This window comes from Pontixanthobacter rizhaonensis, from assembly GCF_012972675.1.
Classification (GTDB): Bacteria; Pseudomonadota; Alphaproteobacteria; order Sphingomonadales; family Sphingomonadaceae; genus Pontixanthobacter; species Pontixanthobacter rizhaonensis.
In genome coordinates this window covers 443,314-467,780 of sequence record NZ_JABCRE010000002.1, presented here as the reverse complement: position 1 = coordinate 467,780, position 24,467 = coordinate 443,314, and the positions used below count along the sequence as shown (strand labels likewise).

General features: G+C 56.5%; 22 protein-coding genes and 1 tRNA gene. 14 read left to right on the top strand and 9 right to left on the bottom strand.

What is annotated here, in order from left to right:
• Window positions 1-89 precede the first annotated feature (89 nt).
• Window positions 90-587, bottom strand: coding sequence for a TlpA family protein disulfide reductase (locus tag HKD42_RS02085; RefSeq protein WP_343042130.1), 498 nt, complete (start codon window positions 585-587; stop codon window positions 90-92).
• A 103-nt stretch (window positions 588-690) separates the two neighbouring features.
• Between HKD42_RS02085 and argH the strand changes: the two genes are divergently transcribed.
• The 5 genes from argH (at window position 691) to HKD42_RS02060 (ending at window position 6,481) form a co-directional block, all read left to right on the top strand.
• On the top strand, window positions 691-2,067 hold the full coding sequence (gene argH / locus HKD42_RS02080) for an argininosuccinate lyase (protein WP_170009848.1): 1,377 nt from the start codon (window positions 691-693) through the stop codon (window positions 2,065-2,067).
• 4 nt (window positions 2,068-2,071) lie between these two features.
• A complete protein-coding gene (locus HKD42_RS02075) occupies window positions 2,072-2,329 on the top strand; it encodes a hypothetical protein (RefSeq protein WP_170009846.1) in 258 nt (85 codons plus the stop codon).
• Window positions 2,330-2,349: 20 nt separating this feature from the next.
• On the top strand, window positions 2,350-3,612 hold the full coding sequence (gene lysA / locus HKD42_RS02070) for a diaminopimelate decarboxylase (protein WP_170009844.1): 1,263 nt from the start codon (window positions 2,350-2,352) through the stop codon (window positions 3,610-3,612).
• 16 nt (window positions 3,613-3,628) lie between these two features.
• Window positions 3,629-4,399 carry a precorrin-2 dehydrogenase/sirohydrochlorin ferrochelatase family protein gene (locus HKD42_RS02065; RefSeq protein WP_170009842.1) on the top strand — a complete coding sequence of 257 codons (771 nt, stop codon included), beginning with the start codon at window positions 3,629-3,631 and terminating at the stop codon, window positions 4,397-4,399.
• Between the two features lie 183 nt (window positions 4,400-4,582).
• Window positions 4,583-6,481 (top strand): hypothetical protein, encoded by a 1,899-nt coding sequence (locus tag HKD42_RS02060; protein ID WP_170009840.1) that lies wholly within the window; start codon window positions 4,583-4,585, stop codon window positions 6,479-6,481.
• 42 nt (window positions 6,482-6,523) lie between these two features.
• Here HKD42_RS02060 and HKD42_RS02055 read toward each other — a convergent pair whose 3' ends face one another.
• The 6 genes from HKD42_RS02055 to HKD42_RS02030 form a co-directional block, all read right to left on the bottom strand.
• Window positions 6,524-7,525, bottom strand: coding sequence for a helix-turn-helix domain-containing protein (locus tag HKD42_RS02055; protein ID WP_170009838.1), 1,002 nt, complete (start codon window positions 7,523-7,525; stop codon window positions 6,524-6,526).
• Window positions 7,526-7,591: 66 nt separating this feature from the next.
• Window positions 7,592-8,122 (bottom strand): L,D-transpeptidase family protein, encoded by a 531-nt coding sequence (locus tag HKD42_RS02050; RefSeq protein WP_170009836.1) that lies wholly within the window; start codon window positions 8,120-8,122, stop codon window positions 7,592-7,594.
• Between the two features lie 28 nt (window positions 8,123-8,150).
• The gene (locus HKD42_RS02045; protein ID WP_170009834.1) at window positions 8,151-9,440 is read right to left on the bottom strand and encodes an adenylosuccinate synthase; all 1,290 of its coding nucleotides are present in this window, start codon (window positions 9,438-9,440) and stop codon (window positions 8,151-8,153) included.
• A gap of 165 nt (window positions 9,441-9,605) precedes the next feature.
• Window positions 9,606-10,727, bottom strand: coding sequence for an ATP phosphoribosyltransferase regulatory subunit (locus tag HKD42_RS02040; RefSeq protein ID WP_170009832.1), 1,122 nt, complete (start codon window positions 10,725-10,727; stop codon window positions 9,606-9,608).
• Between the two features lie 79 nt (window positions 10,728-10,806).
• Window positions 10,807-12,402: a phosphoglycerate dehydrogenase gene (gene serA, locus HKD42_RS02035; RefSeq protein ID WP_170009830.1), complete on the bottom strand. Its 1,596-nt coding sequence runs from the start codon at window positions 12,400-12,402 to the stop codon at window positions 10,807-10,809.
• A gap of 122 nt (window positions 12,403-12,524) precedes the next feature.
• Window positions 12,525-13,676 (bottom strand): phosphoserine transaminase, encoded by a 1,152-nt coding sequence (locus tag HKD42_RS02030; protein WP_170009828.1) that lies wholly within the window; start codon window positions 13,674-13,676, stop codon window positions 12,525-12,527.
• Between the two features lie 176 nt (window positions 13,677-13,852).
• Here HKD42_RS02030 and HKD42_RS02025 point away from each other — a divergent pair, with 176 nt between their 5' ends.
• Window positions 13,853-15,001, top strand: a complete 1,149-nt coding sequence (locus tag HKD42_RS02025) for a glycosyltransferase family 4 protein (RefSeq protein WP_170009826.1) — start codon at window positions 13,853-13,855, stop codon at window positions 14,999-15,001.
• Window positions 15,002-15,030: 29 nt separating this feature from the next.
• On the opposite strand, the gene HKD42_RS02020 is transcribed toward HKD42_RS02025, so the two are convergent.
• Window positions 15,031-15,453 (bottom strand): hypothetical protein, encoded by a 423-nt coding sequence (locus tag HKD42_RS02020; RefSeq protein WP_170009824.1) that lies wholly within the window; start codon window positions 15,451-15,453, stop codon window positions 15,031-15,033.
• A 159-nt stretch (window positions 15,454-15,612) separates the two neighbouring features.
• Here HKD42_RS02020 and HKD42_RS02015 point away from each other — a divergent pair, with 159 nt between their 5' ends.
• The 4 genes from HKD42_RS02015 (at window position 15,613) to HKD42_RS02000 (ending at window position 19,059) form a co-directional block, all read left to right on the top strand.
• Complete coding sequence (locus tag HKD42_RS02015) at window positions 15,613-16,947, top strand: replication-associated recombination protein A (RefSeq protein WP_170009822.1); 1,335 nt, start codon at window positions 15,613-15,615, stop codon at window positions 16,945-16,947.
• Between the two features lie 7 nt (window positions 16,948-16,954).
• Entirely contained in the window at window positions 16,955-17,848 is an 894-nt protein-coding gene (locus tag HKD42_RS02010; protein ID WP_425500357.1) for a hypothetical protein, read from the top strand.
• Window positions 17,849-17,890: 42 nt separating this feature from the next.
• Window positions 17,891-17,966: transfer RNA gene (locus tag HKD42_RS02005), tRNA-Thr, on the top strand.
• A gap of 145 nt (window positions 17,967-18,111) precedes the next feature.
• Window positions 18,112-19,059: an LAPAL motif-containing putative phage structural protein gene (locus HKD42_RS02000; RefSeq protein ID WP_170009820.1), complete on the top strand. Its 948-nt coding sequence runs from the start codon at window positions 18,112-18,114 to the stop codon at window positions 19,057-19,059.
• Window positions 19,060-19,346: 287 nt separating this feature from the next.
• Here HKD42_RS02000 and queF read toward each other — a convergent pair whose 3' ends face one another.
• A complete protein-coding gene (gene queF, locus HKD42_RS01995) occupies window positions 19,347-19,820 on the bottom strand; it encodes a preQ(1) synthase (RefSeq protein ID WP_170009818.1) in 474 nt (157 codons plus the stop codon).
• Between the two features lie 149 nt (window positions 19,821-19,969).
• Between queF and HKD42_RS01990 the strand changes: the two genes are divergently transcribed.
• From HKD42_RS01990 to HKD42_RS01975, 4 genes are read left to right on the top strand one after another with little or no spacing between them, the layout of a single operon-like run.
• Complete coding sequence (locus HKD42_RS01990) at window positions 19,970-21,208, top strand: hypothetical protein (RefSeq protein WP_170009816.1); 1,239 nt, start codon at window positions 19,970-19,972, stop codon at window positions 21,206-21,208.
• 58 nt (window positions 21,209-21,266) lie between these two features.
• Window positions 21,267-22,139 carry a sulfurtransferase gene (locus HKD42_RS01985; protein WP_170009814.1) on the top strand — a complete coding sequence of 291 codons (873 nt, stop codon included), beginning with the start codon at window positions 21,267-21,269 and terminating at the stop codon, window positions 22,137-22,139.
• Window positions 22,136-23,344 carry a cystathionine beta-lyase gene (metC, locus tag HKD42_RS01980; protein ID WP_170009812.1) on the top strand — a complete coding sequence of 403 codons (1,209 nt, stop codon included), beginning with the start codon at window positions 22,136-22,138 and terminating at the stop codon, window positions 23,342-23,344. The genes HKD42_RS01985 and metC overlap by 4 nt, the downstream gene beginning before the upstream one ends.
• Window positions 23,341-24,465 (top strand): mechanosensitive ion channel family protein, encoded by a 1,125-nt coding sequence (locus tag HKD42_RS01975; protein WP_170009810.1) that lies wholly within the window; start codon window positions 23,341-23,343, stop codon window positions 24,463-24,465. The genes metC and HKD42_RS01975 overlap by 4 nt, the downstream gene beginning before the upstream one ends.
• Window positions 24,466-24,467: the final 2 nt, after the last annotated feature.

Below are 24,467 nucleotides of genomic sequence, written 5' to 3'. Positions count from 1 at the left end.
CCACAGGCAATCATTCGGGGAATGATTTTCGGCCAAAAATCCCGAGCGATAGCGTCGGGGCAACCTACCCAGCAGAAAAACTTAGCTAATCAGCTCGCCAAAGCAGCGCGGATGGCTTCCTGTGTTTCTGCGCTGGACCAGTCATATTCACCGACCACGCGCCATATTTCTTGACCGCTTCCATCGTAGAGAACCGTCGTGGGCAATACGCCGCTTTCCAAAGCGAAGCCGAACTGGTTTTCCGGGTCCATCCACGGTTCCAGATTTTCAAACTGCATTTTTGCAAAGAATGGCTGAACCTGTTTCGCGCCTTGTAAGTCCTGGCTTACGGTAAGAACGCGCAGCTCGCCGTCCATATCGCCGGCCAGTTCATCCAGCATCGGCATTTCAACCACGCAGGGTGCGCACCAGGTTGCCCATAGGTTGACCAGAACCGGCGTTCCCTGAAGCGCGCCGAGATTAAGCTGGTTACCCGCTGGATCGGTCACATTGATCGCGGGCATCAGACTTCCAGCCCGGCTATCATCAATTACGCCTGACAAGCTCTGCTTCTGACCATCCAAACCGGCCTGTTCTTGCGCGGGCACGGCGGCTTCCCTATCGCAAGCGCTTAGCGCCAGACTCAGTCCGGCAAGCATGAAGGCAGTTTTTGTGAGCGAAGACGGTAATAGCACAGCAGGCTCCAACCAAATGTGGGGCGGAAGGTTCGCTGAAGGACCTAGTGCGATCATGCGCGAAATCAATGCCTCGATCCCTTTTGACAAGGCTTTATGGCGGCAGGATATCGCGGCGAGCAAGGCCCATGTCGCCATGCTTGGCGCGCAGAATATTGTCTCTGCCGACGATGCCAAAACCATTACTGACGGGCTTGATGCTGTCGCCGCCGAATATGAGCGCGACGGCGTGCCGGAGGATTGGGATCTTGAAGATATTCACATGACCACGGAAGGGCGGCTTGCCGAACTGATTGGCCCTGTTGCGGGCCGATTGCATACTGCCCGCAGCCGCAATGATCAGGTCGCCACCGATTTTCGCTTGTGGGTGCGCGAAACCATTGATCAAACCGATGCCGGGCTGGAGGCTTTGCAACGCGCGCTGGTGATACAGGCTGGCAATCATGCAGACAGCATCATGCCCGGTTTTACCCATTTGCAAACCGCGCAGCCGGTCACGCTGGGCCACCATCTGATGGCCTATTACGAAATGATCCGCCGGGACCGTTCGCGGCTCGCCGATGCGCGGGTGCGGATGAATGAAAGCCCGCTCGGTTCGGCGGCGCTGGCGGGCACTGGTTTTCCCATAGACCGTGATGCGACATCGGCTGCGCTGGGTTTTGACCGGCCCACCGCCAATAGCCTCGATGCTGTATCAGACCGCGATTTTGCGCTCGATTATCTGATGGCGGCAAGCCAGATATCGTTGCACCTGTCGCGCCTCGCAGAAGAATTCATTATTTGGGCAAGCCAGCCTTTCGGCTTTGTACGGATGGCAGATAGCCTCTCCACCGGCAGTTCGATCATGCCGCAGAAGAAAAACCCCGATGCGGCAGAGCTGGTGCGCGGTCATGCCGGGCGGATTATCGGCGCGTGCACATCCCTGATGATCACGATGAAAGGCCTGCCGCTGGCCTATTCCAAAGATATGCAGGACGATAAGCCGCCAGTGTTTGAAGCTGCCAGTCTGCTGGCCCTGTCCATTGCCGCGATGACCGGCATGGTGGCGGACAGCACGTTCAAAACGGACCGGATGCGGCAAGCTGCGGAACTGGGCTACGCCACGGCCACAGATCTGGCCGACTGGCTGGTTACAGAAGCGGACATCCCGTTTCGTGAGGCGCATCATATTACCGGCGCCGCCGTCAAACTGGCGGAAAGCAAGGGCGTAGCGTTAGACGAACTCTCTATCGAGGAACTGCAAGCGATTGACAGCCGGGTGGATAAGCGGGTCTATTCCGCGCTGTCTGTCGAAGCATCGGTTGCTGCCAGAGCATCGTATGGCGGAACCGCGCCCGATCAAGTGCGTAGTCAAGTGGCGCAAGCACGCGCCGCGCTGGACATAGAGGGATAGGACGATGAAACACGCAAAGGCTACCCTCATCGGCAGTGCTGCGGCCTGTCTTCTCACCTTGTCAGCCTGCGCGCAAACGGCTGATTTGGTGCCGCTGGCTGGCAATGATTTACCGCCGACACCAACCGGAGCTGCCGCGGCGCCAACTGCCGCTGACCTGCTTGAGCCTACTCCGCAAGCCGCTCCGGAACGTAGTGTCGAACTGCGCCGCCGAAGCGAAGAACGGGAGGACGACCCTTTCGACCTCCCCCCTCCTGAATAAGCATCTGACAAAGCGACCCGATGGACCATTTTCAACTTCGTAATGGCGTGATGCACGCCGAAGACATCCCCTTGCCGCGAATTGCAGAGGAAGTGGGCACACCTGTCTATGTCTACTCCCGCGCCACGCTGGTGCGCCATGCGCGGGTATTTCGCGATGCGCTGAGCGGCGTAAGAAATCCGCACATCGCCTTTGCGGTGAAATCCAATCCTAACCTGGCGGTTCTGAAGGTTCTCAGCCGCGAGGGATACGGCGCGGATGTAGTATCCGGCGGTGAGCTGACCCGGGCGCTGGCAGCCGATATGAAGCCCGAAGATATTGTCTTTTCCGGCGTCGGAAAAACCGATGCTGAACTGCTTCAGGGGCTGGAAGCCAATATCGGCCAGTTCAATCTGGAATCCGAAGAAGAAGGCCGCGAGCTGGCCGCAATTGCTGCGCGCGCTGGCAAAGTCGCGCGCTGCGCTTTGCGCGTGAACCCCGATGTCGATGCGCGCACGCATGAAAAAATCTCCACCGGCAAAGCGGAAAACAAATTCGGCGTGCCGATTGACCGCGCAGTGGAAATTTACAGCGCGTTGGCCGCTTTGCCCGGCATGGAAATGCGCGGGATTGCGGTGCATATTGGCAGCCAACTATCGACACTCGAACCGCTCGAAACCGCTTTTGGCAAAGTCGGCGCGCTGATCACGGAATTGCGCGCGGCGGGCCAAAGCGTCACCCATGCAGATCTCGGCGGCGGCCTTGGCGTGCCCTATAAAGCGGGCGAGGTTTTGCCCAGCCCGGCGGAATATGGTGCGATGGTTGCGCGGGTCACAGCGGATTGGGACTGCGCGCTATCCTTTGAACCGGGCCGCGTTATTGCAGGCAATGCGGGCATTTTGCTGACCCGTGTAATCCGCGTAAAGCGCAGTTCAAACGCCAGCCCGTTTGTGGTGGTCGATGCCGCGATGAACGATCTTGCTCGCCCCGCAATGTACGGCGCATGGCACGATATCGAAGCGGTTGAACCAACCGGAAGCAAAAGCACATCGCACATTGTCGGCCCGATTTGCGAAACGGGTGATACCTTTGCGATGAACCGCGAAATGGACACGTTGGAATCGGGCGATCTGGCGATTTTCCGCACCGCCGGAGCCTATGGCGCGACGATGGCATCCAGTTACAACTCGCGCGGGTTTGTGGCCGAGGTGCTCGTTGATGGGGATAAATATGCCGTTGTGGCCGACCGCCTGCCACCCGCCGATATTATGGGCGCAGAACGCGTTCCCGACTGGCTAGAGTAAGGGTTTTAGCAGCGCGATGATCCGGTCCCTTCCACTTCTCCACCGCATTGCTGGCAAGCGCGTTGTGGTTGTGGGCGATGGCGAGATGGGTGAAGCCAAGACGCGGCTGATTGAACGCGCTGGCGGTATTCCCTGCGGCGAACCAGAGGCGCATCACGCAAAGCTGGCATTCATCGCATTGGAAGATGAGCGCGAGGCCGAAGCCGCCGCCAAACGGTTGAGCGATAAGGGCCTGCTGGTCAATGTCGCCGACCGGCCCGAACTCTGCGAATTTACGACACCCAGCATACTCGACCGCGATCCGGTATTGATCGCCATCGGCACATCGGGTGCATCCGCCGGTATGGCCAAGCAATTGCGGCTGCGGCTGGAAGCTATGTTGCCGCAAAGCCTGGGCGCATTGGCGGACAAGCTGCAAAATAGCCGCGATGCCATGCGCGCGCGCTGGGCTGATGGATCAGACCGCCGCAACGCATTGGATGCAGCCCTTGCAGAAGGCGGTACGCTCGATCTGCTCGATCCCGCCTCGGCCGAAAAAGTCGATGCCTGGCTCGCTTCGGAGGAAAAACCCACAGGCGCGCAAACGATCGAAATCATGCTGACCAGCGACGATCCCGAAGACCTGACCCTGCGCCAAGCGCGCATCTTGGGCACAGTCGACACTCTGATCTATGACCCCGCCATACCGGCGGCAATTTTGGACCGGTCCCGCGCCGATGCCCTGCGCCGCGAAATGCCGTTTGATCCGCCTAAAGAAGGGCTGACGGTGGTGCTCAAGCGGGCGTGATATCCTTTTCCCTCAAAAGCTCAATCATTCCGCCAGATGTCGCAATTGACCAATGAAACGCGTCCAGCCGTGCTAGGCCGCAGGCATAATCAGTTCGGGCTGTTTGGCGATTGGGGCATTTCTTGCCTGTAAAAAAATAGCTAAAATTGGCGCTTCAAGACACAATAGGTTGGGGATATTTGGATGAAGTTACGCACGTTGTTTTCGCTAACCGCTGCTGTTGCAGTATGTCTTTCTGCGCCCGGCCACGCGCAATCGAATGAAAGCGAAAAAGCAGCGATAGCGTCTTTTGCCGAACCGTATGGTTTCGATAAGGGCAACGAGTTCACAATCTATGTGCCGCCGACCGCACATGTGAGCGAGATTGTCGTATTTTATGATGAATCTGTCGATGCGATCAACGGGGTTCAGATATATTATCAACCCGATATCAATTCAGATCCCGTCAGTACAAATTATGCCGGGCGGCTTGTCGGGAAGCAAATACGGGTCAGCGTGGGTTGGGATGACATCATCAACGGGCTTGAAGTTGAAACCAGCCCTGCCGGAGCGCTCGCTTCTTTCTTGCTGACAACTGAAGCTGGCGCGAAACGCGGCTTTCAATCCACATTGGCAAATGGCCGATCCAAACAGCTGTTTGGCAATAATCTGAGATTTTCCGGACTAACCGTCCGCGCGGACAAGAAAAGGGTCTATGCGATGGGACTAAACCTTGTTCCGGCAAGCAGTGTTCCGCGGGCACGATCAGCAAACGGTAATACCGCCAGCAGCGGCGGACTTACTGTTTTCTCCGCTGATGATACACCCAGCCGGTCAGCACCAACACGCAGCAGTCCGCCCGCTTCTCCTCCGCCATCCAAAGGATCAGGATTGGCAGGCGCGCTAGCGGATTTTGTTAAGGCAGTGGAGCGCGGCCAGCGAACGAATAGCAGCGACAATCGCACCAGTTCAAACACCCGAAATCGTACAACATCCAGCACCCCAAACCGGAACACCACATCGGTTTTGGCAGGGAACACCAAAGCCATCCTATATGAAGGGTGCAATTTCACCGGCAAGGCGGTTGGTCTGGATGCCGGCGCGTGGGATACAGCCGCATTGTCCCGCTTGGGCATGAGAAATGACACTGTTTCTTCGATCAAGATCCAAGCCGGATATGAAGTGGTGGCATCCTCTAATGATTACGCTCGCGGCGGCGTGAACAAGACTTTCAGCACCTACCAATCCTGTCTGGTCAATCAGGATTTCAACGACGTATTATCGTATATCCGCGTGCAGCCTGCCACCAGACGCGCAGCAGCCACCCCGCCGCGCCAGAACACAGCAAACCGGGTTCCCGCGCCGGTTCTATCCGGCAATACCAGAGTGATTTTATATGAAGGTTGCAATTACACCGGAAAAGCAATCGGCCTGAACATCGGCACTTGGGACAGTGCAACTTTGGTCCGCATGGGAATGCCGAATGACACCGTTTCATCCATCAAAATCCAGAACGGATATGAAGCGGTGGTTTCGTCCAATGATTATGCCCGTGGTGGTGTGACCAAAACCCTGAGCTCGTTCCAACCCTGTCTGACGAATCAGAACTTTAATGACGTGCTGTCATTTATTCGCGTCCGGCCAGCTTCCAAACAGGCCGCGACATCATCTCCTCCGCAAGCACGCACAAGCCAACCAACGTCTCCGCCAAAACCACGCGGGCCAGAGGAAATGCGTTGGACTCCGCAGGGTGTGACCGGGCAAAATGTGGGCGCAATTTATTACGACCGTTTCAATGCCAGCGGCGAGGTCAATCAAAGCGGCCGTTTTGAAATATCCGAAGAAGGATCCAATATCTGGAACTGGTTTGTAACGTCGCAAGCTGGCGGTATGCGCGGTGACCGGAACAAACCCCACACACAGTTGCGAGTGACGGGTAGGACCGCCGATACGATCAGCTTACAGGATGTCAAATCCTCCATTCACCGGTTCGTCATAAACACCCGCACCAAAAGAATTCGCGGTATTCAGGCAGCAGTTAGCTCGCAGCCGGAACTGGATTTCTTTGTGGGAAAGACGACGCACCAATCAAGACCGTATTGATATAGCGTTCGGCGTGTACCGCGCGATGCAAGATCAGTAGCGTTACACCAAACCCGCGCCATCGCTTGCCAGTTCCGCGAAATACCGCGCCATTGCGTCGGCGGCGCTATCGCTTAGCGCGATGAAGGCGCGGCGTTTATCGCTTTCATCCTCCACTCGTTCCAGCAGCCCAGCCTCCACCATTTGGCTGATCCAGCGTAGCGCCGTGGTGGGTGGGACGCCGGATGCAATACACAGAGATGTCACCGAAACGCGCACGTGCTCGGCCCGCGCAGCCGTCAGATCCAGCAGCATATCCCACGCCGGATCAGCGAACAGTTCCCCGTCAAAGAACTTGGCACGCGCTTGGCGCTGGCGGATAATCCGGCGGACCAAGCGCGGATCGGGCAGGGATGGCCGTTTCGCCCGCACCAGCCGCTCCGACCCGTCCTGTCCTGTTTGGCCGTGAAACTTCGGGTCGGGGCTTTCAAAACGGAATGCCCCGCCATGTGCGCTTTGTCCGGCTGCGCCCATCCGCTCCAGCCGTTCGGCAATCTGGCCGACCTGCTCGGTCAAGCGGATCAATGTCAGCCGGTCTTCATCATTTATTTCGCGCAGCCGCATGCCCGGCATCTTGGCTAACGCTCTGCCAAGCGCAATTACGCGCTCGCCCCTAGTCGGATCGACCAGCAACTGCATATCGGCCTGTTCCAGACAGCCGAACACGCCGTCCAACCCGTCCACAGATGTAGAAACAATCAGCTGAGAACCCGAATGCGCAGCCCGCGTATCAAGCCGCGATAAAGCCGCCAAAACACCGCCGCCTGCTATGGGGCAGTCAAGCAAAATGACATCGCCCAGCGGGACCGCTGCTTTTCCCAGCAGCGCATCCAAATCACCCACTTGGCCCAATCGAAAGCCGGCTGCCTGCGCATCATCGCGCATCATGTCGCGCATATGCGCCCGATCGGAATAGATCGATACGGCCAGCGCAACCCCAGCCGCATCATTCGCCGCTTCAGGTGCTATACTCGCTGGTTGATATTCAAAATCCGCTTGCGCCATCAGTTCACCCGTTCCCGCCGACTCATAGAGTTAACAGAAACATAATGAGAACAAATAGAGATCAGGTCAAGGCCGTATCTCGATCGGGGTCCCATCAGGGATGGCATTCCATAGCTCGGTTATCTCGGCATTGGACACGGCAATGCAGCCATCGGTCCAGTCACCAGGGATGCGCGCGTCGGGGCCAAGACCGCTCATTGCATTGGGCTGTCCGTGAATAAAAATATCCCCGCCGGGATCGCGGCCGATAGATTCTGCACGGGCACGATCTGCTGTGTTGGGGTAGGATATTCGCAAGCTCAGGTGATAGGCGCTGTTGGGGTTGCGCGTATCGATAGTGTACAGCCCTTCTGGCGTGCGCTCGTCACCTTCAAACTGCTTATGCCCGCTTGGCGCATCGCCGAAACCAATGCCTTGGTAGGTTTTGATCAATTTGCCTTCATAATACACCGCAAGCGTCCGGTCGGATTTATCGACCAACACGAAATCAGCGGCGGCGGGGACGATATTGGCCGGTGCAGGTTCCGGAGCTGGGCCGGATGTCGGCTGACACGCAGCCAGCAGCATTGCGATTAGGAGAACTGCATAGCGCATCATTGTACGCTACGCAGCCCAGCCCGTTCTATCAATCCTCAAACGGATCGCGCATCAAAATCGTATCGTCCCGTTCGGGGCTGGTCGATACCAGCGCAACCGGCGTTTCGATCAGTTCCTGAACGCGCTGGATATATTTGATCGCATTGGCCGGTAAATCGGCATAGCTGCGCGCGCCCGCCGTGCTTTCGCTCCAGCCTTCCATTTCTTCGTAAATCGGCTCAACCTCGGCCTGATCCGCCGCGTGGCTGGGGAAGTAATCCATGATCTTGCCGCGCAGCCGATATCCAGTGCAGATTTTGACCGTTTCAAACCCGTCGAGCACATCCACTTTGGTCAGCGCAATTCCGGTAACGCCGCTGATCGAACAGCTTTGCCGCACCAGCACGGCATCAAACCAGCCGCAGCGGCGCTGACGGCCCGTAACAGTGCCAAATTCATGGCCCCGCTCACCCAAACGCTGCCCATCTGCATCGTCGAGCTCGGTGGGGAACGGCCCCGAACCGACCCGCGTGGTGTAGGCTTTTACGATGCCCAGCACATAGCCGGTTGAATTGGGACCAAGGCCCGAACCGCTGGCCGCTGTACCGCTGACCGTGTTGGAACTGGTGACGAAGGGATACGTGCCGTGATCCACATCGAGCAATACGCCCTGAGCACCTTCGAACAAAATCTTGGCGCCCGCTTTGCGCACCTTTTTCAAACGTTTCCACACCGGCTGCGCATATTGAAGCACGAACTCGGCGATCTCTTTAAGATCCATCAGCAACCGGTCACGGTCCACCGGTGGTTCATCAAACCCGGCGCGCAACGCATCGTGATGCGCACACAGACGGTCCAGTTGGGATTCCATCTTATCCAAATGCGCCAAGTCGCACACACGGATCGCGCGGCGGCCAACTTTGTCTTCATAGGCAGGGCCGATGCCGCGACCGGTGGTCCCGATTTTGCCCGAGCCGGCGGCGGTTTCGCGCAATCCGTCCAAATCGCGGTGGATTGGCAGGATCAGCGGGCAATTATCGGCAATCGCGAAATTGTCATCCGTAATGGTGACGCCCTGCGATTCCAGCTTTTCAATCTCTTCTTTTAGCGCCCACGGGTCGAGGACCACACCGTTACCAATGATGGATAGCGTGCCCGAAACAATGCCCGAAGGCAGCAGGCTGAGCTTGAACACTTTGCCGTCAATAACCAGAGTATGGCCCGCATTATGGCCGCCCTGGAAGCGTACAACCGCGTCTGCCCGGCTGGCCAGCCAATCAACGATTTTGCCTTTGCCTTCATCGCCCCACTGGGCGCCAATTACTGTTACGTTAGCCATGGATATACCTTCACCCCTGCCCGGGGATCCTCAGACGTCCTTCGACAGGACTCGACGTAAGGGATGGATTGCAGCGGACCAAAGGCCGCGATGTCCCAAAAGCTTACTCGCGCTGAGTAAACAGGGTCAAGCACTACTACGCGACATTCCGCGATAATATACAGATTAAAGGGCTACTGCCTCGCCGCCCTCCAGACGGTGGGTACAGCCGAGCGCAGCAGCGCGGTCATCCTCTGACAAGGCCGCCACTGTGCGCCACCCAATCGCCCGCAACCGATTCGCTGCAGCGACATCATAGCCCAACGGCAGGAACACGGTGTCACGCTTTGGGGTCTCATCCAATGCATCAATCAACCGGTCGAGATAGAGGGAGAAACCAGTAGCAGCCTCGTCCGTTCCGCGGATGGAGTAGGTTCCGCCACGCCCCAATGCGCCGCGCACGCCTTCCGCGTAAATCGTAAAGCCGAACCAGCTTTGATATTCAAACCCGTGGCGTTCTGTCGGGTCCAGCGTCACGCGGGCTTGCGTGGAAACACGCGCTGCAATCGCTTCCAGCCCCTCGATCCGACTGGCTAATGCCCCGCCCGCATCAATATTGCGCAACCTTTCAATAGCATCAGCAAAATCACCGGTAGCATAAAGCAGAGGGAGGTAAGCTTCGCCGCCAGCTTGCTTCAGGCCGCCAGCATCCTTGGTATCCAATTCGCGGCGCACAGCAGACTTTTGATCGTCTGACAAAGGCATTGCGCTTTGGGCCAGAGTATCGACCAAATCCGGCAGAGTGAAATCCACTGAAACACCGGTCGCGCCTGCGCCCTTCAAGGCTTCAATCGCGAGCTCAACCACTTCGGCCGCCGCAGCAACCGTATCGGTGCCGATAATCTCTGCGCCCAGTTGCAAACGCTGGCGTGCCGGATCGAGCTGATCCGCAGTGATGGCCGCGACTTCACCGGCATAACACAGGCGAAGCGGGCGCTGGCTTGCAGCAAGCGATGTTGCCGCGATCCGGCCAACCTGAACTGTCATATCACTACGCAGCGCGAGCGTGCGCAAACTGGCCGGATCGACAAAACGAAACATTCGCCGGGCAGAAACGCTATCGCCATTGCTGGCCATACGTTCCGCCATGGACCGCTCAAATTCCACCAGTGGCGGCCGAACGCGATCATAGCCATGCGCATCCATCGTATCGAGCACTTTGCGCATTGCGTCAGTCGCAATGGCAGCCTCGGCAGGCAAGCGGTCGGATAGCCCGATGGGCAGCAAATCGTCGGATCGGTTGGTCATAATGGGGCCTCTAACCAATCCGTCACGCCTGCGAAAGCAGGAATGACGGATGGTTTGAAGTCTATTGCGGCACGTGCCGTTAGAAAGTCAGCGCCTTTACCATTTTGACGCCTTCCAATGCGGACGCTTCCTGCACAAGATCTTCAGGAATAGCCTGGTCTACCGACAATAGCAGGACAGCTTCCCCGCCCCCTTCACGGCGACCCAAATTGAAGTTGCCGATATTGATGCCATTCGCGCCCAGCAACGACCCGATCCGGCCGATAAAGCCCGGCGCATCTTCATTGACGATATACAGCATGTGCCCCGTAAGGTCGGCTTCGATACCAATCCCAAAGATGTTCACCAAACGCGGCGCTTCGCTGCCAAACAATGTCCCCGCGACAGAGCGATTGCCCTGTTCAGTTTCAACCGTAACGCGCAGCAGGGTGTTGTAATACCCTTCTTTCTCATTGCGGATTTCACGCACTTCCATACCGCGCTCTTTGGCGAGATACGGCGCATTGACCATGTTCACAGTGTCGGAATATTGGCGCATGAAACCAGCCAGAACGGCGCCAGTGATCGGCTTTCCATTCAAATCGGCAGCGGCGCCTTCACGCTCAATGCTGATTTTGGTCAGATTGCCGTGGGCCAGCTGCCCAACCAGCGAACCAAGGTTTTCGGCCAGCGCCATATAGGGCTTCAGTTTCGGCGCTTCTTCAGCGCTCAGGCTCGGCATATTGAGGGCGTTGGTCACGCCGCCATTGACCAGATAGTCAGCCAATTGCTCCGCCACTTGCAGGGCCACATTCACCTGCGCTTCTGTTGTGGATGCGCCAAGATGCGGGGTGCAAATGAAGTTTTTGGTACCGAACAGCGGGTTTTCTTTGGCGGGTTCTTGCGCAAACACATCAAGCGCCGCGCCAGCAATATGGTCGCTTTCCAGCAGATCTTTCAAAGCTGCCTCGTCAATCAAACCGCCGCGTGCGCAGTTGACAATGCGGACACCAGGCTTGGTTTTCTCAAGGTTTTCGCGGCTCAGGATGTTGCGTGTCTGATCGGTTAGCGGGGTGTGCAAAGTGATAAAGTCGGCCCGTTCCAGCAAACCGTCCAGATCAACCTTCTCTACACCCATTTCCACCGCGCGATCTTCGGTCAGGAAAGGATCGAAGGCAATCACTTTCATCTTCAAACCAAGCGCGCGGCTGGCGACGATGGAACCGATATTACCCGCGCCAATCAGGCCAAGGGTTTTGCCGGTAATCTCCACACCCATGAAGTCTTTCTTGGGCCATTCGCCAGCCTGCGTGCGGACATCCGCCATCGGGATTTGACGGGCAAGCGCCATCACCATCGCAATGGCGTGTTCAGCCGTAGTGATGGAATTGCCAAATGGCGTGTTCATCACAACAACGCCCTTGCCGCTGGCATAAGGAATGTCGACATTATCCACACCAATACCGGCGCGGCCAATGACTTTCAGATTAGTCGCAGCATCAAGCACCGCCGGTGTGACCGTGGTCGAGGACCGGATGGCAAGGCCGTCATACTCACCAATGCGAGCGATCAATTCTTCAGGTGTCTCACCTGTAATAACGTCTACGTCGCAGCCGCGCTCTTCAAAAATGCGGGCTGCGTTAGGATCCATCTTATCGGAAATAAGAACGCGTGGTTTGGTCGTTACGTTAGTCATATCGGAATACCTTTGACTTCGTCATTCCCGCAAAAGCGGGAATCCAGAGCGGTAAGCTATGCGCTGAGTATTTCTGGATTCCCGCTTTCGCGGGAATGACGAGAAAACTGTTCGGGGTGGAGTTAGGCTTGCAGCTCTGCGTAAGCCCATTCAATCCATGGCAGCAGACGGCGCAAATCTTCTTGCTCAACCGTACCGCCGCACCAGATCCGCAGACTTGGCGGCGCATCGCGGTAGCCATTGAAGTCATAGCCGACATCAAGCTCGTCAAGCTTTGACGCGATGGTCTTTGGTACTGCCGCTTGTTCTTCTGGCGAGAGGCTATCGTAATAGTCACCCTGGAATACGAAACAGACACCAGTGTTGGTGCGTTGTTCCGGATCGTAAACCATATTGCGTAGCCACGGTGTCGCTTCGATCCAGTCGGTTACGATCTTGGCATTGGCATCAGCCCGGTCAAACATGGCCTGACGTCCGCCGAGGGATTTCGCCCACTCCAGAGCCATAATGTAATCTTCGGTTGCAAGCAGGCTTGGCGTGTTAATCGTCGCGCCTTCAAAGATAGCGCGATTGATTTTATCGCCCTTCTTCATGCGGAACAATTTCGGCAGCGGCCATTCCGGATCGTAGCTTTCGATCCGTGCAACCGCTTTGGGGCTGAGGATCAGCATTCCGTGCTGCGCTTCGCTGCCCATCACTTTTTGCCAGCTAAAGGTCGTGGCATCGAGCTTCGCCCAATCCATTTCCTGCGCAAATACCGCGCTGGTGGCATCGTTGATGGTGATGCCTTCGCGGCCTTCAGCAAGCCAGTCAGTGTTCTTAATCTTGGCGCCCGAAGTCGTACCATTCCATGTGAAGACAACATCATTGTCTTGCGGAATGCTCGCCAGATCAGGAATTTCGCCATAATCGGCGTCGAGAACGGTCAGGTCTTTCAGCTTGAGCTGTTTGACCGCATCCTGGATCCAGACATTGCCGAAGCTTTCCCACGCAGCGACAGTCGCCGGGCGTGCGCCGAGCATAGTCCACATCGCGGCTTCAAGCGCACCGGTGTCGGAACCCGGCATAATACCGACGAGATAATCGTCGGGAACGCCCAGCAATTCGCGAGTCAAATCGATGGCATATTTCAGCCGCGCCTTACCAACGGCAGAGCGGTGCGAACGGCCTAATGCTTTTGTTTCAAGGGATTGTGCCGACCAGCCAGGAATTTTGGCAGTGGGACCGGACGAAAAAAATGGACGCTCAGGTTTGAGCGCAGGTGTATTTGTCATGTATTCTCTCCTTACAGAGAGCTCGCGCGGCGTTGGGACCGCGTGGCCCGTCGGCGTCACTAATGCTGCGCCGCAGCAAGTCAAGCGTTCTTACGCTTATCACGGTGGATGGCACGTAATCTGCGGTTAACTCCCCTCTCGCCAAAGTAACAATTGATGCGTACAGCGCGAAAGTAATGCAGATGTCTGACCTTCGGATCGCCCTATTTAGCGGCAATTACAACATGACGCTGGACGGCGCGAACAAAGCGCTGAACCGGCTGGTTGAATATATGCTGCGCATGGGCGCGCAGGTGAGAGTGTATTCACCGACCATCGACACGCCAGCTTTTGAACCGCAAGGCGATCTGGTCAGCCTGCCATCATTCGCGATTCCCGGCCGGTCGGAATATCACATTCCCACGGGAATTTCTGCGCAAGTCAAAGCGGATTTGGAAGCGTTCGCTCCGAATCTGCTTCATATCTCATCACCGGATTTTAGCGCACGTGCGGCGGTAAAATGGGCCCGCAGCAAAAATATTCCGGTTCTGGCTTCCGTTCACACACGGTTTGAAACCTATCCCCGATATTACAAAATGGGCTTTCTTGAACCCATTTTGGAAAGCTGGATTCGCGGGCTGTATAGGCGCTGCGACGCGCTGGTAACGCCATCAGAAAGCATGGTCGAAGTTCTGCGAGAGCAGAACATGAATGATGATGTTTCAATCTGGTCACGCGGCGTAGACCGGACGATATTTGCGTCAGAACGGCGCGATCTTGAGTGGCGCCGGTCGCTCGGCATCGAAGATGATGATATAGCAATCGTATTCTTGGGCCGGTTGGTGATGGAAAAAGGTCTCGACATATTTGCCGAGACAATCATCGAACTGCGCAAGCGGCAATTGAAACATAAGGTTCTGGTTATCGGGGACGGCCCGGCCCGTAATTGGTTTGAACAGCACCTGCCCGGCGGCATTTTTGTCGGCTTCCAGATGGGTGCTGATCTGGGCCGCGCGCTTGCCAGCGGTGATGTATTCTTCAACCCTTCGGTCACCGAGACATTCGGCAATGTCACGTTGGAAGCGATGGCATCTGGCCTGCCTGTGGTCGCCTCTGCAGCCACCGGCAGTCAAAGCCTGGTTCAGGACGGCGTGTCCGGCCATTTGGTCCCGCCCGGCTCCGCGATGAAGCTGGCCGACGCCATCAGCCCCTATCTAACCGATGATGCCGTGCGCCATGCCCACGGGGCAGCAGGCGAAAAGCGCAGCTTGGAATATAGCTGGGACGCCATCAATCAGGCGGTGGCTGACACCTATCTACGCCTGATTGATAGCGCCAAAAAATAGCGCCCAAAAAATAGCGGCCGAAACGCTGATTACCGCAAAACGCCTTCGCGTTTCATCCGGCTTGCATACCACAGCATAAACACTGTGATGACCCAGATCATGACCGACAATGGGATGCTGTCATGCTTTTCCGGAATTTCGATCATCATGCGCTGAAAGTAAGTCGTACCCAACAAGCCGATCACGGCAATCACAAGGGAGGTAACCGCCCAGCGGGAGCGTAAAAGCAGCAATATCGACCCCGCAAATGCGCCCCATACACCCATTGCCCAAAGAGCATTGGCCCATGCCGGAAAACTTTCAAAAAAGGCAATATCCTCGGCGGTCATGCCCAGCGATTCAAGCTTGCCCAGCCGGGTCATCAGATAGCTGAAAATACCGATGCCGTTCCACAGCAATGTGATGATACCAACGGCCCAAAGATGCCACGGTGTTTTGACGTGATCCGTCATGATGTTCCCCTCCATCGTTATAATGGAGGGGGGCTACCATAAATAGGTGGGGTGCGCCAAATGCAAGTCAGGTCCGTGCGGGGGCGGTATCAGGGCCGTGCAAGGGCTAGCCCGCGTTTTTTGGCTGCAATGCCAACCGCCCTGCCCTATCGCACCATCATGACAGATTTGTTTGGTGACGATCCTTCCCAGCATAATACGCCTCACACGGTACGCGAAGATGCGCCGCTCGCAGACAGGTTGCGCCCACAAATGCTATCCGAAGTTATCGGGCAGCAGCACCTTACGGGGCCGGAGGGCGCGATTGGCCGGATGGTCGCAGCGGGCCGCTTATCCTCTATGATTTTGTGGGGGCCGCCCGGAACCGGCAAAACCACCACCGCGCGCCTGCTGGCCGATGCAGTCGGTATGCGGTTTGAGGCAATCAGTGCGGTTTTTTCCGGCGTAGCTGACCTGAAGAAAGCCTTCGCATTGGCTGACAAGGCCGCAGCGGCGGGGCAACGTACTTTGCTGTTTGTGGACGAGATCCACCGCTTCAATCGCGCGCAGCAGGATGGTTTCCTGCCCTTTGTGGAACGCGGCACAGTGACGCTGGTCGGCGCGACCACTGAAAACCCCAGCTTCGCCCTCAACGCTGCTCTGCTGAGCCGCGCGCAGGTCTTGATTCTGCAACGGTTGGACCATGACGCATTGGGCACATTGCTGGACCGCGCAGAAGCATTGGAAGGCCCGTTGCCGCTAACCGCCGATGCCCGTGATGCACTGATCGCATCTGCTGATGGTGACGGGCGGTTTCTGCTCAACCAAGCCGAAACGCTTTACGCCGCCAAGATAGAGGCGCCGCTTGATCCTGCTGCACTGGGCACATTCTTGCAGCGCCGCGTCGCAGTGTATGACAAGGATCGTGACGGGCACTACAATCTCATCAGCGCGCTCCATAAAAGCCTGCGCGGATCAGACCCGCAAGCCGCGCTCTATTATATGGCCAGAATGCTGACAGCGGGTGAGGAGCCACTCTATGTGCTGCGCCGCTTGGTTCGGTTCGCCAGCGAAGATATCGGCCTTGCTGATCCGCAGGCCCTCACCCAATGTCTTGCCGCCAAACAAGCCTATGAATTTCTGGGCAGCCCGGAAGGCGAAGTGGCGATTGTTCAAGCGTGCCTGTATCTTGCCACCGCGCCAAAATCGAACGCCGCCTATGTGGCGCAGAAAGCCTCTTTCAAAAACGCGAAAGAAACCGGCAGCCTGTCCCCGCCGCAGAACATCCTCAACGCGCCAACCAAGCTGATGAAGGATATCGGCTATGGCAAAGATTATGCGTATGATCACAATCTGGAAGATGGTTTTTCAGGCGATAATTACTGGCCGGAAGGCATGGAGCCGCAGACCTATTATGAACCGGTAGAACGCGGCTTTGAACGCAAAGTGCGCGAACGTATGGAATGGTGGGACAAAAAGCGCGACGAGTTGCGCGGCCCCAACAGCGCGCCGTGAGTGTTACGTGAGCATCCCGGTTTTCGACCATTTCTGCGCGATTGACTGGTCTGGTGCCGCCGGACCGCGGCAAAAGGGAATCGCGATCGCCATTGCAGCAGGCGGGGCGGGAAACACAGCGCCGGTTCTGGTGAAAAGCGATGCCGCATGGTCGCGAACCCAAGTTCTGGCCTTCATCCGTGACACTTTGCCCGCCAACACTTTGATTGGCCTCGATTTGGGCATCGCGCTGCCGTTTGCGGATTGCGGCGCGTATTTTCCCGGTTGGGCCGAAACGCCCGCCAATGCGCGTGCCCTGTGGGCATTAATCGATCAGATCTGCACCAATGATCCCAACCTTGAAGCAGGCAGCTTTGTCGATCATCCCGATCTCTCGCGCTATTTTCGCCGTCATGGCGGGCGTGAGGGGGACTTGTTTCATACCCCGGGTGCGAACGACAAACGCGGGCGCTTCCGCCTGACAGAGCTGGCCCAGCAACAACAGCAGTGCAAACCTTACAGCAATTTCAATCTGGTTGGTGCGGCCCAAGTCGGCAAATCCAGCCTCACCGGTATGCGAATGTTACACCAGCTTAATGATGCGATACCGGTATGGCCGATTGATCCCCTGCCAGAATCAGGCTCTGTTATTACCGAAATATATACCGGCCTTGCCGCGATTGAGGCAGGCCGGCCGCCGGGCCGAACAAAAGTGAGGGACTACGCTCAGCTCAATGAAGCACTAACACAGCTCGATTCGCAGCCCGTGAAGCACACAGGTGCAATCGACGACCACTCCTCCGATGCGCTTTTAACTGCCGCATGGCTCAGAAAAGTGGCCGTAGAACCGCCGAGATGGGCCCCAAAACACATGAGTTTGCAAATAGCTGCAACTGAGGGGTGGACCTTTGGCGCATTTTGAGTCAAAGGGCGCTCCGCACTCACTTTAGAGTGCTGTTGATGGGCCGGCTTAGCTCAGTTGGTAGAGCAGTTGATTTGTAATCATCAGGCCACGCGTTCGAATCGTGTAGCCGGCACCATTTTTCCCATTTGAAAACAATGCGTTAGCCCGACTAAGAAGAAGTTTCATTTGAAACATTCCAACTTTTTTATGTTGGAATTCCAACATAAGTGTTGGCATCAACTGCATTATGGACAATTTGTGGTTCATCAGTGAGGGAACAAATGGCTGAAATGAGTAAGCACGCTCGCACAACTCTGAAGTATGATGGTCCCGCGTTGGTAGATCATGAGATGGACGTTCAGGATCTCGCACCAGCCCTGCTGGCGCTCGCAGATATGATCCAAACGGCCAATCGAAAGTTCAATGGTTCGCAGACTGAGATTAAAGTCTTGGTGAACACAGACGTTGAGCAAAAATGCTTCATGATAGATATCAGCCTGGTTCAGTCTTTTCTGGATCAAGCGAAGGATCTTCTTGGATCAGAAAATGCCAAGACAGCTCGCGAGATTGCAGAATGGATTGGTATCGGAGTCGCTGGCTCAGTGGGGTTGTTGACTTTCCTCAAATGGTTGACAGCGAACGCGAATAAAGCTGATCCACTCCGCGTCGAGAACCACGGTGATGGCAGCACTGTCATAACTGGCAACGGCAATACCATCATTGTTCCACGGCCCGTATATGAATTGGCTCAAGAGCCACGGATGATCGACAAAGCAAAAGCCTTACTCAGTCCGCTGCATAGCGAAGGGTACAGCACCCTAACATTCATCCAGGATAATAAGGAAGTAGTCGAATTCGACTACAACGATGCCGATGAGATTGAAGATCTCCCGAGCACACCTTTTGAACGTATCCCAGAAGAGAGCGTTTCGACAATTCGCGGAGATCTTCGGATCAAATCTGCACAGTATGAAGGAACCGCTCAATGGTCATTTTTATGGAACGGCCGGGCCATTTCGGCCGAGATGGTCGATGCGGCAGCAGATTGGGTGATCGAGTTCCAAGAAAACAGAGTTAGCGCTCCGCCAAACAGCATCCTGAACGTCACGATGTTTGAGCGAGCATTCTTGGATCCACAAGGCCTTATATTGGGCCGGGCAACCTATCGAATAACCGAGGTGCATCTAGTTACTCCTCCACCTCGCCAAACAGACTTCCTATCCGATTAGCAATGACCGTTTCATAGGCAAAATCGTTCCAACATTTACGGAAATACGACACGATGTTGGAACGATTTCAGACAGAAAACCTCAGAAAACCGTGGGTCATTTAGCTTTGTAATCATCAGGCCACGCGTTCGAATCGTGTAGCCGGCACCATTTTCCTTTTTTAATTTGACCCTCAAACGCCGGGCGCTAGCCATCCGGCTCGCTTGGCTTCGCAGCATAAGCTGCGGCGGGCAGTCGCCCTCAGGCTGCCGCAACCAAAGTCACGACATTTTTGTCTGGATTCGGCTTCAACCCCGACCGCGATATCCCTGTACGCCTTGATCCGGCACCCACAGCCCTTCCGGCGGCGCGCCGGTCTGCCAGAATACGTCAATCGGGATTCCCCCGCGCGGATACCAATAGCCGCCTATGCGCAGCCACTTCGGCTTCATCTCGTCATTCAGCCGCTGGCCGATTCCCACCGTCACATCCTCGTGAAATCCGTTGTGATTGCGGAAACTGCCAAGGAACAGCTTGAGCGACTTCGATTCGACGATTGTGTCGCCGGGCGCATAATCAATCACCAGATGGGCGAAATCGGGCGCGCTTGTTACAGGACAGAGCGACGTAAATTCCGGCGCGGCAAAACGGATCAGATATAGCGATCCGGCACGCGGATTGGGCACATAATCGAGCTTTGCGTCTTCAGGGCTGGCAGGCAAGGCGCTTTGCTGGCCAAGAAATTGCACATTCGGGCTGGATGAATCGGGTGTGTCAGTCATGCCGCGCTGATGCCGTGATCGCGTCTCTCGCACAAGTCACCTGTGGCCATAATGGTATTCAGTGACTATTCAGCGCCAGCTTGGCCCGAAAGTTAGCCGAACCGCCAGCCACCCAGAACATCGCTTAAGAACTGCCCCAAAGACATACCATGAAACGCACGCTTACTCTTTCCCTGCTTGCTGCAATGCTCCTACCGCTTGCGACGGCTGCTGTTGCAGCACCCGGCAGCGTACGCGGTTTTCAGTTGCCGCCCGCCCCCGCGCCGACACCAAGTAACGCACCTGAAGTTCAAGGCCCGGTTGATAGCGAAGCCCCTATCGCTACCCGGCCGCGGGATATCGCTGCACCCAATGATCAAGCCGCCCCTGCTGAAACGGCGACTGAAACGGCAAATGGAACGCCGCCAGCGAGCGTCAACACAGTGTCTAGGCCGGTCATTCAGCCTATTCCTCAGGCAACCAGATCAGCACCCCAGCCCCGCCGGGCAGCGCCACAACCATCGCGAACCCAAAATCCGCCCAGCCCGCCAGTCCAATCGGTTGAACCAAGCACCACACCGGTACCCGATCCAGCATTAGATGGTGCACTGCCCGACGGCCCGGCCAGCCTTCCAACCGATAATGCGCCCGCTGACACCACACCAAACGCCGCATCACCTGCCACGCAGTTTTCCGGCAGCGATGCCCTCCCCCTCCCGAATTATCTGTGGTGGATCGGCGGACTCGCCCTGCTGGTATTGCTATTGATAGGCGCGGTGATGTGGTGGCGCCAACGCGCACCGTTGGCCGCTGGTGTTCCAACCATTGAACCGCCTTTGGCTCGCTCGCAAAAGCCCGCTGACCCTGCACCGGATAGCGCGGCTGAAGCGCAAGCTGCGGCCCAAGACACAACAGCAGATGCGGCAACGCCGCTGCTGCCTATCCAGATCAAAGCCGAGGCAATATCTCTCAGCCGCAGCATAATGAATGCTGCATTGTCCTACCGGTTTGAATTTATGAATATCGGCGGCAAAGATCTGGAAGAAATATCCATCAGCGCGGATATGATTTCCGCACATGGAAAAGCGCCGATTGACGAGCAGGTCGCTCATAGTGGATCCGAATTGCCATTCGTCAGCATTATTGCCGCCATCAAAAAAGGCGGCAGTCAGGAACTGAAAGGCGAGCTGCGCCTACCCGTCGGCAGTATCCGCTGGATCGCACAGGGATCGGCCAAACTTTACGTTCCATTGGTCCGGTTGCGCGTCGAGGCGGAGGGCTTGGAACCGGTTGTCCATACTTTTGTGGTCGGAATCCGGCCAGAGGCCAAGGGCGGCAAGCTGCGCCCCTTCCGTCTGGACGAAATGCCGCAGACTTACCGTACGATTGGATTCCGGGCGCTGACATAACCCCGCCCTGCTTCACGTCAGGCTCGACGAGCACAGAGCTGAACGCTACCGCCGTACTATGGAAAAACTGGTTACTACAGCTTGGCTTGCCCAAAATCTGGCGCGGATTCTGGCCGAGAAGCCGGATCAAGAGAATATCGTAATTCTTGATGCCTCAGCGCATCTGCCCGCAGCGGGGCGGGACCCGCTTGCCGAACATACCGATGCCCATATTACCGGCGCGCGCTTTCTTGATTTGCCATCACTCCAAGACACGGCTTCGCCCGTACCGGCAGCCTTGCCGCGTGCTGATCAATTCGCCGATCGCCTTTCTGCGTTAGGTGTCCAGCCTGACGACCATGTCGTGCTTTATGACGATAGCGCATTGCGAAGTTCGGCCCGGGCATTCTTCATCTTCGCAATGTTCGGGTTCACCAATGTCGCCATACTGGATGGCGGTTTTGCAAAATGGCGCGCGGAAAATTTACCCGTCGCGACCGGGGTGACAGAGGCCCCGCCATCCGACTTTCCGCTGCCCCGCCAGCTCACCGATACAGTCCGGTCAAAAGCCGACATGCTGGCAAATATCGACAGCCGCAAAGAACAAGTGATCGACGCGCGCGATGCGGGACGGTTCGCGGCGGAGGTCAATGATGCTGTCCATGGTTTGCCCGGCGGCCATATTCCCGGCGCGAAGAACCTGCACTTTGCCCAATTGTTCAACACCGACGGTACTTTCAAAAGCCCCGATGAACTGGCGGCCCTGTTTGATGATGCCGGGATTGATCGATCCGCCCCGATCACCGCCAGCTGCGGCAGCGGGATGACGGCGTCAGTCATTCTGTTTACCTTGGAGCTTCTTGGGCATTCACATTACGCGCTATATGACGGTAGCTGGAGCGAATGGGGTGCAGACCCTGATACGCCTAAACAAACGGGGGTGGCAGCGTGAGCGATGCAGGTAAAAACGGGCGGCGCGACACCAAAGCCGTTGCTGCCGGTCGGCGCGCAGAATGGACTGGCCCAGTCGTCAACCCGCCAATCTGGCGGGGAAGCACGCATCTTTACCCGGATATCGAAACATTCGAAAATTCCAAATCCCGCAATGCCGATGGTGAATTTTTCTACGGCCGGCGCGGCTCTCCAACCCAATGGGCTTTATCCGAAGCGCTGACCCAATTGGAACCAGACGCGCATGGCACGGTGCTGTATCCCAGCGGAGTGGCCGCTCTGTCTGGCGCGTTGATGACGGTTCTAAAGCCAGGCGACGTATTGCTGGTGACGGACAATGCCTATGAACCCACCCGGCTGATGGCGAGCGGATTGTTCAAACAATTCGGTATCGAAGCACGCTTTTTTGATCCGCTCGATCTGGATGGTTTTGCCGATCATTTTTGCGATCGGACAGCAGCGGTTATGCTGGAAAGCCCGGGCAGTTTGACAATGGAGGTGTGCGATATCCCGGCTCTTGCCAGTATCGCGCGAGAGCACAAGGCGGTCAGCCTCCTTGATAATACGTGGGCCAGTTCGCTTGGCTTCCCGGCACTCCAGCATGGCTGCGACATTGCGATTATGGCGCTTACCAAACATGTCGGCGGGCATTCCGACCTGATGATGGGCAGTGCGAGCGCGGGCAAGCTATATTACAGCCGCCTGCGCCGGACAGCCCAATCATTGGGCCACGTTGTCTCTCCCGATGATGCAGCGCTCGCGCTACGCGGATTGCGGACGATGCCCTTGCGGTTGGACAAAAGCACTGCCAGCGCGCTTGAGATTGCCCACTGGCTCAATCAACATCCCGCGGTCAGCCGCGTCTTATGCCCCATGTTGCCCGGTGCGCCGGGCCATGCATTGTGGAAGCGCGATTTTAGCGGTGGATGCGGCTTATTCAGCTTCGTTCTGTCTGACGCCGACACCGCAGCGCGCGCACGCTTTATCGATGCGCTGCAACTGTTTGGGATAGGCTTCAGTTGGGGCGGGTTTGAAAGTCTGGCGATACCCTATGACCCCAAATCGATCCGCACCGGAACGGCATGGCCACCTGAAAGTTGGGGTGATGGGGAACATCTAGGCATTCGTCTGTCTATTGGTCTAGAAGACCCACAAGATTTAATTCGCGACCTTGAAAACGGTTTTGCGGCACTGGAGCAAATATGACAACCGCAACCACCCCCAGCATTCCTGCCGATAGCGATGCACAGCCATCCAGCACCCCGCCCGAAGGGACATCAGCAGATGCTGGCGAAGGTACGGAAGCCGCGGAAGGCCCGGTAGAAGCTGCGGTTGACGCTATAGTCGATGAAGAGCCGGTTGAGGCGGTCGGCGCTTCGGCAGAGATCAAAGAAGGTCTCGCAGGGCAGAGTGAAACCATCGGCAGTATGGCCGAAGGCCTCGACGCAATGGCAATTGAAGTCGGGTCGATGCGCCTTTCGGTATTCGACGTGCTGGTCGTGGTGGGCGTGATTGCCTTCGTCATCATACTTGCGTGGGTCGCGACCAGGATCTGCCGTGCGGCAATCAACCGGATGTCACGGTTGGATAGCACCCAGCGATTGCTGACTGAAAAGCTCAGCACAATTATCATTTGGGCAGCTGCGTTCTTCTTGGGCGTTGACTTGCTCGGTATTGACCTCACCGCGCTGGCGGTATTTTCCGGTGCATTCGGTTTGGCGATTGGTTTCGGCCTGCAAAAGACCTTCGGCAACCTTATCTCTGGCATTTTGTTGCTGCTGGATAAGTCGATCAAACCCGGCGATGTTATCTCTGTGTCCGACCAGGCGGGGAATGAAAGCGTCGGACAAATCCGGAAAATTGGTGTTCGCGCAATATCGGTGATTACGCGTGACCAGACAGAGCATTTGATCCCCAACGAAAATTTGATGATCAATCAAGTGGTCAACTGGTCTTACAGCTCCCGCGATGTACGGGTCAAAGCGCCAGTGGGCGTGTCATATGACAGTGATTTGAAATTGGTGAGCAAGCTTCTGCTTCAAGCTGTCGAGGAGACAGATCGCATTCTCAAGACCCGCGCACCGCGGGTCAATATCATGGAATTTGGCGACAGTTCGGTCAATTTTGAAGTGCGCTTCTGGATTCAGGATCCCGAGGAGGGTCTGACGAATATCCGGTCCGATGTGTATATGCGTATTTGGGAACTGTTCCAGGAACACGACATCGAGATTCCATTCCCGCAGCGTGATTTGAACGTGCGCAGCAATGATCAAATAGACCAATTGATCGCCGCGGTATCGCAGCGTGTCAGCCAGAAAGAGGCATAGCT